At 74.2% G+C, this 13,412-nt stretch carries 11 protein-coding genes; 6 read left to right on the top strand and 5 right to left on the bottom strand.

All coding sequences use genetic code 11. The annotated features are described in order from the left end of the window. Nucleotides 1-2: 2 nt before the first annotated feature. Nucleotides 3-1,607, bottom strand: a complete 1,605-nt coding sequence (locus FHX32_RS33705; RefSeq protein WP_167192093.1) for a Na+/H+ antiporter — start codon at nucleotides 1,605-1,607, stop codon at nucleotides 3-5. Nucleotides 1,608-1,782: 175 nt separating this feature from the next. Further along, complete coding sequence (locus tag FHX32_RS33700) at nucleotides 1,783-3,420, bottom strand: BCCT family transporter (RefSeq protein ID WP_167192091.1); 1,638 nt, start codon at nucleotides 3,418-3,420, stop codon at nucleotides 1,783-1,785. A gap of 353 nt (nucleotides 3,421-3,773) precedes the next feature. Between FHX32_RS33700 and FHX32_RS33695 the strand changes: the two genes are divergently transcribed. The 3 genes from FHX32_RS33695 (at nucleotide 3,774) to FHX32_RS33685 (ending at nucleotide 7,272) form a co-directional block, all read left to right on the top strand. Continuing rightward, the gene (locus FHX32_RS33695; protein ID WP_167192089.1) at nucleotides 3,774-4,634 is read left to right on the top strand and encodes a trypsin-like serine protease; all 861 of its coding nucleotides are present in this window, start codon (nucleotides 3,774-3,776) and stop codon (nucleotides 4,632-4,634) included. A 119-nt stretch (nucleotides 4,635-4,753) separates the two neighbouring features. Next, nucleotides 4,754-5,638 (top strand): ABC transporter ATP-binding protein, encoded by an 885-nt coding sequence (locus tag FHX32_RS33690; RefSeq protein WP_167192087.1) that lies wholly within the window; start codon nucleotides 4,754-4,756, stop codon nucleotides 5,636-5,638. After that, entirely contained in the window at nucleotides 5,635-7,272 is a 1,638-nt protein-coding gene (locus tag FHX32_RS33685; RefSeq protein WP_167192085.1) for an ABC-2 transporter permease, read from the top strand. Before FHX32_RS33690 ends, FHX32_RS33685 begins: the two co-directional genes overlap by 4 nt. A 22-nt stretch (nucleotides 7,273-7,294) precedes the next feature. On the opposite strand, the gene FHX32_RS33680 is transcribed toward FHX32_RS33685, so the two are convergent. Beyond that, entirely contained in the window at nucleotides 7,295-8,611 is a 1,317-nt protein-coding gene (locus FHX32_RS33680; RefSeq protein WP_167192083.1) for an MFS transporter, read from the bottom strand. A 98-nt stretch (nucleotides 8,612-8,709) separates the two neighbouring features. Here FHX32_RS33680 and FHX32_RS33675 point away from each other — a divergent pair, with 98 nt between their 5' ends. Together FHX32_RS33675 and FHX32_RS33670 are read left to right on the top strand one after the other, a co-directional pair. After that, complete coding sequence (locus FHX32_RS33675; RefSeq protein WP_109899281.1) at nucleotides 8,710-9,303, top strand: CGNR zinc finger domain-containing protein; 594 nt, start codon at nucleotides 8,710-8,712, stop codon at nucleotides 9,301-9,303. A gap of 51 nt (nucleotides 9,304-9,354) precedes the next feature. Continuing rightward, the gene (locus FHX32_RS33670) at nucleotides 9,355-9,888 is read left to right on the top strand and encodes a DUF3592 domain-containing protein (RefSeq protein ID WP_158289791.1); all 534 of its coding nucleotides are present in this window, start codon (nucleotides 9,355-9,357) and stop codon (nucleotides 9,886-9,888) included. A gap of 38 nt (nucleotides 9,889-9,926) precedes the next feature. Here the strand turns inward: FHX32_RS33670 and nhaA are convergent, their stop codons facing one another. Beyond that, nucleotides 9,927-11,246, bottom strand: coding sequence for a Na+/H+ antiporter NhaA (gene nhaA / locus FHX32_RS33665; protein ID WP_109899279.1), 1,320 nt, complete (start codon nucleotides 11,244-11,246; stop codon nucleotides 9,927-9,929). Nucleotides 11,247-11,365: 119 nt separating this feature from the next. Further along, complete coding sequence (locus tag FHX32_RS33660; protein ID WP_233257695.1) at nucleotides 11,366-12,583, bottom strand: FUSC family protein; 1,218 nt, start codon at nucleotides 12,581-12,583, stop codon at nucleotides 11,366-11,368. Nucleotides 12,584-12,647: 64 nt separating this feature from the next. Between FHX32_RS33660 and FHX32_RS33655 the strand changes: the two genes are divergently transcribed. Continuing rightward, complete coding sequence (locus FHX32_RS33655) at nucleotides 12,648-13,274, top strand: universal stress protein (RefSeq protein WP_158289790.1); 627 nt, start codon at nucleotides 12,648-12,650, stop codon at nucleotides 13,272-13,274. Nucleotides 13,275-13,412 lie beyond the last annotated feature (138 nt).

Here is a 13,412-nt window from a genome sequence, read left to right as displayed (position 1 = left end):
GTTCAGGACGGGGGCAGCAGCGGCAGGACGCTCTCCACATGGTCCAGCTCGCGTTCCAGCACCCGCATGTCGGCGTCGGCGAGCCGGCCCGCGTCCCGCCAGGCGAGCAGTTCCTCCCGCTCGGCGTCGATCATCTCCCGCCGGGCCCGCAGCGCGGCCCGGTACTCCTCGTCGGTCGGCAGCATCTGGTCCTCGACCGCGGAGAGCAGCTCGACCCGGGTGGTGTACCGCTGCTGGCGGACCTCGGCCGCGCGACGCAGCGGCGCCGCGATCTTCCCGACGGTGGGGTCGGCCGCGGCGAGCGACTCCAGCCGCTGCAGGGCGGCCTGCACGGCGGCGGCGCGCGCCTGGTTGCGGGTCAGCGCCCGACTGACCTCGGTGCCCGGCAGCCGCAGCCGGCGCAGCAGCGGGGCGAAGGTCAGCCCCTGGCCGATCAGGGTCACCAGCACCACCAGATAGGCGCAGAAGAGCAGTAGGTCCCGGGCGGGGGTGTCGGCGGGCAGGGTGAACGCCGCGGCCAGGGTGATCACCCCACGGGTGCCGGCCCAACTCAGCGCGAGCAGTTCCCGCCCGGACAGCGGCGGGTTGCCCGGGCGCGGGTCGCCGCCCAGCCGGGCGTGCATCCGCGTGGGCAGGTGCGCCGCCAGCAGCAGCCACAGCGGCCGTACCAGCAGCACCGTGCCGACGGTGACCGCGGCGGCGGTGACGACCGTGCTGACGTCGTAGTCACGCAGGCCGCGGACGACCGCCGGCAGTTGCTGGCCGATCAGCAGGAACACGTAGCCCTCGAGGAGGAACTCCACCAGGTGCCACACCGCGCGGGTCTGCAGGCGCGCCCGGCTGGACTGCAGCGACGCGCTGCGGTGGCCGAGCCACAGGCCGGCCACGACGACCGCGAGCACCCCGGACACGTGCAGCTTCTCGGCCGCCAGGTAGGCGGCGAACGGGGTGCCCAGTGACAACGCGTTGTCGATCAGCGGGTCGCTGACCTTCTTCCGGACCTGGGCGATGGCCGCGGCGAGGACCAGGCCGACCAGCAGCCCGCCGGTGGCCACGACGAGGAAGTCCCCCACCGCGTGGCCGACGGAGAACGCCCCGCCGACCGCCGCCGCGACGGCGACCTGCAGGATCGTCAGGGCGGTGGCGTCGTTGAGCAGCCCCTCCCCCTCGACCAGCGTGATCAGCCGGGGCGGCAGGCCGGCGCGCCGACCGATCGACAGCGCCGCGACCGGGTCCGGCGGCGAGACCGCCGCGCCCACCGCGATACCGACGCTCAACGGCACTGCGGCCACCGTCGCGTTGAGCCCGAACCCGACGGCGAGCGCGGTGACCAGCACCAGGGCCACCGACAGGCCGGCCACCGTACGGGCGTTGGTGCGCAGCGCGGTCAGGCTCGACTGCAACGCGGCGGCGTAGAGCAGCGGCGGGATGACCAGGTAGAGCACGGCCTCGGGGTCGAGGGTGAGGTTCGGGCCGGGCAGGTAGCCGTAGCCGATGCCGGCGAGGACCAGCAGCACCGAGGCCGGCACGCCGCTGCGGTGGGCCACCGCGTTGACGGCCATGACCACCACCAGACCGCCGAGCACCAGCGCCAACGCGGTCACCATCCGAGCCGATCCCTCCTGTCCGGCGGCCGGGGTCCGGCGTTCGCGCCGGCGGCCGGGTCACCAGCCCACGCTCCCACGGACGCGGGCGCGACCGGGCGGCGGGTGGCGCGTCGGACAGCAGGTAGGGCGGCGCGGGCCGGCCCGCTCGGGGGCCGGCCCGCGTCGGTCGTACGGGTCAGGAGGCCTCGGGGCTCGTGGCCGCCTGCCGCTCGGCGGCGAGGGTCAGGGCGCGCAACTCCGGGGCCATCGTCGCGGTGGCGGGTTCCCGACGCAGTTCACGGAGCAACCCGACGACCATGCCGACCATCACGAACAGGAACGGCAGGGCGGCGAGGATGGTCAGCGACTGCAGCGCGGACAGCCCACCGGCGAGCAGCAGCACCGCGGCCACCAGCCCGGTCAGCACCCCCCACATGGCGACCAGCCAGTTCTTCGGCTCGATGTCGCCGCGGGAGGAGAGCGTGCCCATCACCACCGAGGCGGCGTCCGCGCCGCTGACGAAGAAGAGCGCCACCAGCACCATCACCACGATCGCGGTGACGGTGAAGAGCGGGAACTCCCGCAGTACCGCGAAGAGCGCCGCCTCCGGGCTCTCCGCCACCGCGGCGGACAGGTCGGTGCCGCCGAGCTGCAGGTTGATGGCGGTGCCACCGAACACCGAGAACCAGACGAAGCTGACCAGGCTCGGAATGGCCACCACGCCGAGGACGAACTGGCGGATCGTGCGGCCCCGGGAGATCCGGGCGATGAACGCGCCGACGAACGGCGTCCAGGAGATCCACCACGCCCAGTAGAAGATGGTCCAGCCGGCCATCCACTCCTCGCCGCCGAAGGCGCCGGTGCGGAAGCTCATCGGGATGAGGTCGTAGAGGTAGCCGCCGGTCGACGCGGTGAGCGTGTTGAAGATGAAGACGGTCGGGCCCACCACGAGCAGGAAGAACAGCAGCGCCACCGCGAGCACCATGTTGGTGTTCGACAGGAACTGGATGCCGCGCTTGACGCCGGTGATGGCGGAGACCACGAACGCCGCGGTGAGCACCGCGATGATGCCGATCGCCAACGGGGTGGAGTTCGGCACGTCCCACAGGTTCGTCAGCCCGCTGTTGATCTGAAGGGCGCCCAGGCCGAGCGAGACCGCGGAGCCGAACAGCGTCGCGAAGATCGCGAAGATGTCGATGGCCTTGCCGGGACCGCGGTTGGCGCGCTCGCCGATGAGCGGGAAGAAGGCGCTGCTGATCAGGCCGCGCCGGCCCTTGCGGAAGGTGAAGTAGGCGATCGCCAGGCCGACCACGGCGTAGATCGCCCACGGGTGCAGCGCCCAGTGGAAGAACGAGTACTCCATGGCCACCCGGGCGGCCTGCTGGGAGTTCGGCTCGGTGAGCCCGCGCGGCGGGGTGCCCAGGTGGGACAGCGGCTCGGCGGCGCCCCAGAACATCAGGCCGATGCCCATGCCGGCGCTGAACATCATCGCCACCCAGGACACGGTGGAGAACTCGGGCTTCTCGTCGTCCCGGCCGAGCTTGATCCGGCCGTACCGGCTGAGCGCCAGCCAGATCGACAGCGCCACGAAGCCCGCGCTGCCCAGTACGAAGACCCAGCCGAACACGCTGACGACCCAGTCGAGCGCCGTCCCGGTGACCGACGCCAGGTTGTCGGTCGCCAGGATGCCCCACAGGACGAAGAGCACCGACGCCGCGGCGGCCACGCCGAGCACGGTCCGGTCGATGCCTCGCTGGCCGCCGTCCGGCCCGATGGGCGGACCGCCTGGCTCGGTGTTGTCCTCGGTTGTCGCCGGTTTGGCAGACACGGTCATGGTCTGTGGACCCTCCGTGGTCTCACGGGACGCGGGCCACCTGCCTGGGCGCGATCGCGCGTCCGTCCCCGCGTCCCTGTCTCGGCCCTGCCGACCGGAGCGGCCCGGGCACTCGGGAAGCAGTCGCGGCGGGCGGCGTTCGCTGGACTGCGACCAGCGCGACGCCGCGACTGTGCGGCCACCACTCTCGGAGCCGATCGTGGAGGCGACCCTGCGGTTCCATGACAGTTGTGTGACAAGATCGGCTCGCGAGCGACCCAGACGGGGCCAGGGGGACCCTTCGTGGTTGAAAGCGCCGCGCCGGTGGCGGATGCTGTGGATACATCTACGTTCACGAATATAGGAGGGGTCGGATGCGCCGCCTGCCGATCGTCGCCCTCGTCCTGGCCACCCTGCTGCTCGGCGGACCACCCGCCGCCCACGCCGCCGCTCCCGCCCCCGCACCTGCCGCCGGCGACGCCGCAACGGCGCTGGCCGGGATCCGCACCCCCGGCACCGCCTGGGGCGTCGACCCGGCCACCGGCCGGCAGACCGTCACCATCGACGACACCGTCACCGGCACCGACCTCGCGGCGCTGCGCACGACCGCCGCCCGGGCCGGCGCCGCGCTCCGGCACGAGCCAGGGCGGTTGCGCATCCTCATCGCCGCCGGCCAGGCCGTCTACGGCAGCGGCGGCGGGCGCTGCTCGCTCGGCGCGAACGTGCGCAGCGGCAGCACCTACTACTTCGTCACCGCCGGGCACTGCACCACGACGGCCGCGACCTGGTACGCCGACGCCGCGCACAGCACCGCGATCGGCTCCCGGGTCGGCAGCAGCTTCCCGACCAACGACTACGGCCTGGTGCGCTACACCGGCCGGATCGCCCACCCCAGCGCCGTCTACACCCACCCCGGCCTGCTCACCGTCCACAGCGCCGGCAACGCGTACGTCGGGCAGGCGGTGTGCCGCAGCGGCGCCACCACGGGTGTACGGTGCGGCCTGGTCACCGCCCTCAACCAGACGGTGAACTACGCCCAGGGCAGCGTGTCCGGCCTGATCCGCACCAACATCTGCGCCGAGCCCGGCGACAGCGGCGGCCCGCTCTACGTGGCTGCCACCGGCACGATCATCGGCATCCTCTCCGGCGGCAGCGGCAACTGCACCACCGGTGGCACCACCTACTACCAGCCGATCACCGAGGTCCTCGCCGCGTACGGCCTCACCATCCCCTGAGCCCGCACCGGCGCGGCAGCACCCCGCTTCCCCCGGCGCACCATCGGGAGTACGGTGACCGGTGGTGCGCCGGGAAGCCTGGTCGGCAGTCGTGACACGTCGTCGACCGGAGGCGCCGCATGGCCACCCCTGCCGTCCGCACCGCACATCTGACCAAGCGCTACGGGTCGCTGCTCGCCCTCGACGGGCTGGATCTCACCGTGCCGGCCGGCGAGGTGTTCGGGTTCCTCGGCCCGAACGGCGCCGGGAAGTCCACCACCATCCGGCTGCTGCTCGGCCTGGCGCGGCCCACCGCCGGCCGCGCCTGGATCTTCGACACCGACGCCGGTGACGTCGCCGCCCACCGCCGGTTGGCCTACGTGCCCGCCGACGTCGCGCTGTGGCCGCAGCTCACCGGCGCGGAGACCCTCGAACTGCTCGCCGCCACCGGGCCCGGCGTCGACCGCGCCTACCGCGACGAACTGATCGACCGGTTCGCCCTCGACCCGGCCAAGCCCGGCCGGACGTACTCGACCGGGAACCGGCAGAAGGTCGCGCTGGTCGCCGCGTTCGCCACCCGCGCGCCGCTGCTGGTCCTCGACGAACCGACCAGCGGCCTCGACCCGCTGATGGAGCGGGAGTTCCGTCGGGCCGTCGCGCACGCCCGCGACCGGGGCCAGACCGTCTTCCTCTGCTCGCACCAGCTCGCCGAGGTCGAGGCGGTCTGCGACCGGGTGGCGATCCTGCGCGCCGGCCGGCTGGTCGACGTGGCCGGCGTGCCCGAGCTGCGCCGGCTGCACCGCACCGAGGTGACCGCCCGCTTCACCGGCCCCGCGCCCGACCTGCGCGGCCTCGCCGGCGTCGACATCCTCACGGCGGATCCCGAGCTACTCCGGCTCACCCTGACCGGGCCGCCCGCGCCGGCCCTGCGCGCCCTCGCGGCAGCCGAGGTCACCGCGCTCACCGTCCGCGAGCCCAGCCTGGAGGAGATCTTCCTCGACTACTACGGCGAGGCGGACCGGTGACCGCCACCGCGCAACCCGCCACCACCCACCCCGGTCGCACCTCCACCGGAGCCGGCGCCGCCGCCACCCGGCTCGCGGTACGCCAGGTCCGCCGGACGGCGCTCGTCGTCCTGACGCTGACCGTCGGCATGTCGACGCTGGTCGCCACCACCTACGCCAGCACCGTCGGCGACGACGGGCTCGACACCGCCTCGCTGGCCGCGCTGGCCCGCAACCCGGCGGTCCGCACCCTGTTCGGCGAACCCGTCGCCCTCGACACCGCCGGCGGCTTCACCGCGTGGCGCACCGGCACCGTGCTGGCCGTCCTGCTGTCGGTGTGGGGCCTGCTCGCCACCACCCGGATCACCCGCGGCGAGGAGGAGGCCGGCCGCTGGGACCTGCTGCTCGCCGGCCGGCTGACCCCGGCCGGGGTGCTCGGCCGGCACCTCGCGGTGCTGGCGGGCACCCTGGCCGGGACCGGGATCGCGCTCGCCGCGGCGCTCACCGCCGCCGGCACGCCGGCTCGGGGGGCTGCCCTGCACGCCACCGGCCTGGCGCTGGTCGGTGCGTACGCCGTCGCGGCCGCCGCCCTCGCCGCGCAGGTCTTCCCCACCCGGGCCGGTGCCACGGGCGGTGCCCTGGCCCTGCTGGGTGTCGCCCTGCTGGCCCGGATGGTGGGCGACGGCGTCGCCCCGCTCGGTTGGCTGCGCTGGCTGCCCCCGTACGGCCCGCTCGCGCTGACCCGCCCGTACCAGGACGACCGGTGGGCGCCGCTGGCCGTCGTCGCCGTCACCACCGTCGCACTGGCCGGCGGCGCGCTCGCCCTGGCCGGCCGGCGGGACGTCCGGGACGGGCTGCTCAGCCCTCCTGCGGGTCGGCCGCCCCGCCTGCGGCTGCTCGGCTCGGTCGGGGCCTTCGCCGTGCGGCGGCTGCTGCGGCCGCTCGCCGGCTGGTCCGCCGGGATCGGCGCGTACTTCCTGCTGATCGGGCTGCTCGCCGACTCGATGACCGCCTTCCTGGCCGAGAACCCCCGCTTCGCCGACCTGGCCGCGCAGGCGGGCTTCACCGGCCTCGGCACCGTCCGCGGCTACGCCGCCACCCTGTTCGCCCTGCTCGCCGTCCCGGTCGGCGCGTTCGCCGCGGTCCGGCTCGCCGCGTTCGCCGCCGCCGAGACGGACGGACGGCTGACCCTGCTCCAGGCCGGCCTGAGCGGCCGGACCCGGCTGCTCGCCGCCGAGGCGGTGACCACGACCGTCGGGGTGGCCGTCCTGGTCACCGTCGCGGCGGTGGCGACCTGGCTCGGCGCGGTCACGGTCGGCGCGGACCTGCCGCTGGCCGCGGCGCTCGCCGGCACCTGGAACGTGGTCCCGCTGGTGCTGCTCGGCCTAGGCGCCGCGGTGCTCGCTCTCGGCCTGGGCACCCGGGCGGTGGCGGCCCTGGGCATGCTGCCGACGGCCGGCGGGTTCCTGCTCAAGGTGGTCGCGGACAGTCTGACGGCGCCGGGCTGGGTGAGCCGGCTGTCCCCGTACGCCCATCTGGCGGCCGTGCCGGAGGTGGCGCCGAACGGGCCGGCGGCGGCCGTCATGCTCGCCCTCGCCGGCGCGGCCCTGGTCGCCGGCGCCTGGGGCTACCGCCGCCGAGACCTGCGTCCGTAGCTGTACACATCCGGGACGTTGGTCAATCTCGTGACGGGCGGCTGGCTCCGGCCAGCCGCCGCCGACGTGTAGGGATTCGCGGTGCTCGGGGGTCCCGGGTGCCAGCGGTTGTTTCGGCGTCCCGGAGGGCTCCGGTGGTGACCCGGGAGGCGAGCAGGAGCGCGGCGAGCACGAGGCCGAGGGCTGCCGCGATGAAGGGTGCGCGGATCCCCAGGCTGCGCCCGAGCAGGCCGCCGGCGAGGGCGCCGAAGGGGACGACACCCAGGACGACCAGGCGGTAGGCGGCGGTGACGCGGCCGAGGAGTACGTCGGGGACCGCTGCTTGGCGCAGGGTGCTGACGACGATCTGGTTCAGCGAGGTGGCGATGGCAGCGCAGAACATGCTGGCAAGGGCGAGGGGTGTGGTGTGCCCCAGGCCGAGGATGGCGTAGCTGGCGGCCGGGGCGAGGGCGGCGAGCCAGGTGATCGGGCCGCCGCCGATGCGGGGCACGACGTGTTCGGCGAGCAGCGAGCCGGCGATCGCACCGGCGGCGGGAACCGCGATGAACAGACCGTAGTGCGCCATGGGCAGCTGGTAGGGGCCGGTGATCAGCAGAACGAGCAACCCGCCGGTGGCCGCGCCGAAGAAGTTGATCGCCGCCGAGATGAACGCGACTCGGCGCAGCAGGTCGTGGCGCCAGAAGTGGGCCCATCCGGAGCGGATGTCCTGGGTGATGGTGGTCGGGGTCGAGCGGCGGCGCTCGTGTTCCTCGCCGGTGGGGCGCAGCGCGGGCAGTAGCAGAGCCATCAGGCCGGCGAGGGCGAACGCGGCCGCGCCGGTGTAGAAGGCCGCCGATGCCGCCAGCGCGAACAACGCCGCCCCGGCAGGCGGACCGATGAAGGTGTTGATGACGGACTGGGTCGCGAACAACCGGCCGTTGGCGCGCTCGAGCTGCTCGCGTGGCAGAAGGCGGGGCGGGATGGTCAGGGCGGCGTTGTCGACCATCGTCTCGGCGCAACCGGCCAGGAACACCGCGGCGTACAGCAGTGCGACGTGCCGCCATCCGTTCGCCAGGGCCACGGCGAGCAGCGCGAACCCTGCCGCGCGCAGGCAGTTGCCAGCGACAAGTATCCGACGTCTGTCCATCCGGTCGGCCAACGCGCCGGCGGGGAGGGTTGCGACCAGCCAGGGCAGGAACTGCACCACCGTCATGCCCGCCACCAGGAGCGGGTCACGGGTCAGCGTGGCGACGAGCAGCGGCGCCGCGGCTTGTAGCAGCCCGTCGGCGAGATTCGAGGACGCCTGGGACGCCCACAGGGCCGTGAACGATCTGCGTGGGGCGGCGGCAGGCACGATCATCTCCGGGCGATCCTCTCATGGGTGATTAGCTGATTGGGCGTGAGTATGCAGGGAGCGTGTCTCACATGCAACAATGCTTTTGACCATGAGAGGAGCTGATGGTGAGGTTCGGCCACATCGCGGGCGACCCCATGCTCGACCTGGTGAACACCGTCGACTGGCGCCTCGGCGGGTACGAACGCACGGAGAACCTGAAGTCCTTCTCGGACGTCGTGGACTGGTGCGTCGAGTCCGGCCTGATCAGCGAGGCAGAGGCCATGGCCCTGCGCGACCTCGCCAGCCGGGACGACGCCCGGGCCGAGCGGGAGCGGCAACAGGTCATCGCAGCGCGCGAGCGGGTCTACGCGGCTCTCTTCGAGGACGACCCGGAAGCCGCCGCGGACCTCGCGGACATGTACCGGGCGGCGATCGCCGCGGCCGACCTGGTTCGCACGGGCGACCGCTGGCAATGGCGAGACCGGGAAATCGACCTCCACCTGCCTCGCAATCGCATCGTCCGCGGACTCGTGGCTCTCACCCAGCGTGACGACCTCGACCGCCTGCACCAGTGCGAGGACGCCAGGTGCGGCTGGGTCTATCTCGACACGTCACCGCGGCGGAACCGCCGCTGGTGCAACACGAAGGACTGTGGCGACCGCAACCGCGCCCGCGCCTACTACGCCCGGCAGAAGGCGAAGGCCCAGCGGCCCTGATTCGGACCACCCCGGGTGGTCGTCCTCGGGGTCGATCCGCACACTGGGTCCGTGGCTGGTCGGCGGGAGCGGCGGCGGCGCCGGTGGGCGTCCGGGAAGCAGCGGGAGATCCTCGGCCGGCCGACGCTGCGCGGGCCGAAGCCGGGACGCCGGACCCGGGGCCTCGACTTCGACCGGCCGGGCTGGTTCGCCGCCGCGCTCGGGGTCGCCCTGGGCGGCGCGCTGCTCGCCGTCGGCATCGACTCCTGGCACGACCATCGGGTGCTCGACGCCCGCGGCGTGGTGACGAGCGGTCAGATCGTGGAGGTCCGCGGCGGAAAGACCACCCACCTGACGGTGCGCTTCACGACGGCCACCGGCGAACGGGTCACGGCCGAGGTCACCGACCCCGGCACGACGACCCGGCAGGAGGTGGGAGCACCGATCAGGCTGCGCTACGACCCGGACGATCCGGCCGGCCGGGTGGCCGACGCCGACGACGGCACCGCACTCGGCACGCGATGGATCCTCGTGGTCGGCGGCGTGGCGCTGCTGGCGGCGACCGGGTGGGCGATGTGGCGACGTCCGCGCCGCGCTGATCGGTGACGGCTGCCGCGTGACGCGGCGACCCGGCCGTCCTCGGCTCAGCGGATGTCGGGCCGGTCCGGGTCCGGGTCGTAGACGTCCGGCACCCCGTCGTGGTCACGGTCGACCGACTCGGCCTCGCACACCTGCCGGTGCACCCGGCTGCGGGCGCGCAGCACCACCGAGGCGAGCAGGGCCGAGAGCAGGGACCCGGCGAGCACGGCGACCTTGACCTGGTCGTCGCGTTCGCTGCCCGCCCCGAACGCCAACTCGCCGACGAGCAGGGAGACGGTGAAACCGATGCCGCCGAGCAGCGAGAGCCCCAGCGCGTCGAGCCAGTTGAGGCCCTCCTCGGGGTCGGCCCGGGTGAACCGGGAGACCAGCCAGGTCGCGCCCAGGATGCCGATCGGCTTGCCGACGACCAGCCCGACCACGATGCCGACCGCTACCCGGTCGGTCAGCGCGGTGGTCAGGCCGGTCAGGCCGCCCACCGCGACCCCGGCGGAGAAGAACGCGAAGACGGGCACCGCGACGCCGGCCGAGATCGGCCGGAACCGGTGCTCGAAGTGCTCGGCCAGCCCCGGACCGGCGGCCGGTCCCCCGGCGGCCTCGCTGCGGATCACCGGAACGGTGAAGGCCAGCAGCACCCCGGCCACGGTGGCGTGCACGCCGGACTCGTGCATCAGCACCCAGGTGGCCGCCGCCAGCGGCAGCAGCAGCCACCAGGACCGGACCCGCCGCTGGACCAGCAGACCGAAAACCACCAGTGGCACCAGCGCACCGAGCAACGGCAGGATCGACAGGTCGGTGGTGTAGAAGACGGCGATGATCACGATGGCGATCAGGTCGTCGACCACCGCGAGGGTGAGCAGGAAGGTCCGCAACGCCGGCGGCAGGAAGCGGCCGACCACGGCCAGCACCGCCAGAGCGAAGGCGATGTCGGTGGCCGTCGGGATCGCCCACCCCCGGCCCGCGTCGGCGCCGGCGATCAGGACGTAGAGCAGGGCCGGCACCAGCACCCCGCCGAAGGCCGCCGCCACCGGCACCGCCGCGCGCCGCGGGTCCCGCAGGTCACCGGCGACGAACTCGCGCTTGAGTTCCAGCCCGGCGACGAAGAAGAAGATCGCCAGCAGACCGTCCGCCGCCCAGGTGCCCAGGCTCAGGTCGAGGTGCAGCGCGGCCGGGCCGAGCCGGAGGTCCCGCAACGCCTGGTACTGCTCCGTCCAGGGCGAGTTCGACCAGATCAGGGCCAGCAGCGCCCCGACGAGCAGGAGCGCGCCGCCCACGGTCTCCCGCCGCAGGATCTCGGAGATGCGGCTGGTCTCGGCCCAGGAACGGCGGGCGAACAGGCTGGTACGGCGCCGAGTGGCGTCGGTCACGAAATCTCCTCGTCGGCAGGGGTCGCGTCATCCATCGCCGACCAGACTTCCCGGCACACCAGAGGCACAACGTTATCCGCTGGCCGAGCGGACGCGTACAGCGGAGGCCCGGCAGTCCGCTAGTACCCGGCGGCGGCCCGCCGAACCATCCGGCGTGCCTCGTCGCGGGGCACCCCGGTGGCGCGCAGCAGGTCGTTGGCGGCGGTCCGCAGCTGGGAGACCACGATGGTGCCGGAGAAACCCAAGCCCTGCCGGCACGCCGCGCCGGCCTGCCGCACCGCCCGCAGCACCCGCTCGCGTGCCCGCACCGGCTCCTCGGCCTCAAGGAACTCGCGGTGCAACACCCGCACGGCCTCGCCGAACCGCTCAACGGCGGCCGGCAGGTCGGCCGGGACGGGCTCCTCGTCGCGCAGGGTGGTGCCGATCCGGCGCACCATGGCCCGGCTGTTGCGCAAGGCCCGGTCCATGTGCACGACACCCCGCCGGTAGGCGGCCAGCGTCCGGCGACGGCGCCAGCGCACCGGAGAGAACCGGACCACCTCCTCGGCGGCGGTCACCGCATCGCTGAGCTGCCGCAGCTGCGGCTCGGCGTCGCGCATCCGGTCCAGGACCAGGTCCACGCCGCGGACGTCGACGCGGGCCAGGGCCTCCGCCGTGGCGGTCATCTGCCGTGCGAAGGCGTCCAGCGCGGGATCCGCGACCCGGCGTACGGTGCGCATCGGGTTGAGGGGAGCGAGCACCAGCACCACCAGCAGGCCCACCCCTCCCCCGACCAGCGCGTTGAGGGTCCGCGGCCACGCCAGGTCGGGCGTGCTGGGGGTGACGGTGGCAACCAGCACCGCGGTACCGCCGGCCTGGGTCATCAGCGCCCCGGGGCCGCGGGCCGCCGCGGCCAGCGCCGCGGCCAGGAAGACGATGACACCGGTCTGCCACGGTCCGGTACCCACGGTCTCGACCAGCAGATCGCCCACGAAGATGCCGAGCACCACCCCGACGACCAGCTCGACGGTGCGCCGGGTCCGGTTGCCCAGCGCGGCGGCGATCACCCCGACCGCGGCGGCCGGGGCGAAGGTCGGATCCTGGTTGCCCAGCACCAGCCGGGCCGCCAACCAGGCCAGCGACGCGGCCAGGCCGGCCTGCACCGCCACGATGAGATAGGTCCGCAGCCGGCGGCGACCCGCCCGGCCCGCGCGCACCGCCCGGCCACGCAGCGCCGTCGGCGCCAGTGCCCCCGCCGCGAACCGCATGGCCGGGCATACCCGGTCCGGACGGTCGCCGAACCCGTCACCGCGGACGCCGGTGTCCACCGTGCCCGACCGCTGCGGTGGCGTAGCCACCGCCGCCGGGGGTAGACACCGGCATGACCACGCCGCCCGCGCCGCCCACCCTGCCGGAGCGGCCATGACTGAGCTGGGCTGGGCCCTGTTGGCGCTGGTGGCCTGGCTGGCGACGGGGCTGGTCACCGCGGCGGTCTTCGTCACCCGCGGCGGGCACCGCAACCTGCTCTGGTATCTCGTCGGTGGGCTGCTCGGCCCGCTCTTCGTGCCGATCGCGGTCGAGCGTGGTCGGGCCGCCCCGCAGCGGATCGACGTCCGCTCCCGTGCCCCGGCACCCACCGGGCCCGGCCTGCGGGTACTGGTCGGCCTGGACGGCTCGCCCGACTCCGACCGGGCGCTGCGCGCCGTCGCGAACGCGCTGACCGGCACCACCAGCGAGCTGGTCCTGGTCACCGTCACCGACCCGGACCTGGTCGACCTCGAGGCGCACGCGGAGCGCCAGCGGGCCCGCCGGATGCTGGACGAGATAGCGAGCGCCCTGCCGGACGGGCTGGCCGACGCGAGCACGGAGGTCGTGGCCGGCCACCCCGCCGACGCCATCCTGGCCGTCGCCGACGCCCGCGACGTGGACCTGCTGGTGATCGGTCGGCGGGGACCCGGGCTCGACGAGAAACTGCTGGGCAGCGTGGCGGCGGAACTGGCGCAGCGCAGCAGCCGTGCCATCCTGCTCGGCAGCCTGCCCGGCCGGTGAGGCGGCGAGCCCGGCGCGGGGGTCGTTTCCGGGCGAGAGGTGCGGGTAACCCGGGTCACCCGCACCCGGCGGAGCCCCGACGGCGGGCGGAGCAGCTGCCGGGACCAGGACCGTCTCCTGGAGGTCTTCGGCTCCCGC

Source organism: Micromonospora sp. CNZ280 (assembly GCF_011759515.1).
Note: the sequence above shows the minus strand (reverse complement) of the source record. Positions and strands in the feature narration are given on the sequence as shown.

Bases quoted from the DNA above. Each gene is read 5' to 3' on its own strand.
- FHX32_RS33700 (WP_167192091.1), bottom strand. From the start codon at position 3,420: ATGACCGTGTCTGCCAAACCGGCGACAACCGAGGACAACACCGAGCCA.
- FHX32_RS33695 (WP_167192089.1), top strand. From the start codon at position 3,774: ATGCGCCGCCTGCCGATCGTCGCCCTCGTCCTGGCCACCCTGCTGCTC.
- FHX32_RS33690 (WP_167192087.1), top strand. From the start codon at position 4,754: ATGGCCACCCCTGCCGTCCGCACCGCACATCTGACCAAGCGCTACGGG.
- FHX32_RS33705 (WP_167192093.1), bottom strand. From the start codon at position 1,607: ATGGTGACCGCGTTGGCGCTGGTGCTCGGCGGTCTGGTGGTGGTCATG.
- FHX32_RS33655 (WP_158289790.1), top strand. From the start codon at position 12,648: ATGACTGAGCTGGGCTGGGCCCTGTTGGCGCTGGTGGCCTGGCTGGCG.
- FHX32_RS33680 (WP_167192083.1), bottom strand. From the start codon at position 8,611: ATGATCGTGCCTGCCGCCGCCCCACGCAGATCGTTCACGGCCCTGTGG.
- FHX32_RS33675 (WP_109899281.1), top strand. From the start codon at position 8,710: ATGGTGAGGTTCGGCCACATCGCGGGCGACCCCATGCTCGACCTGGTG.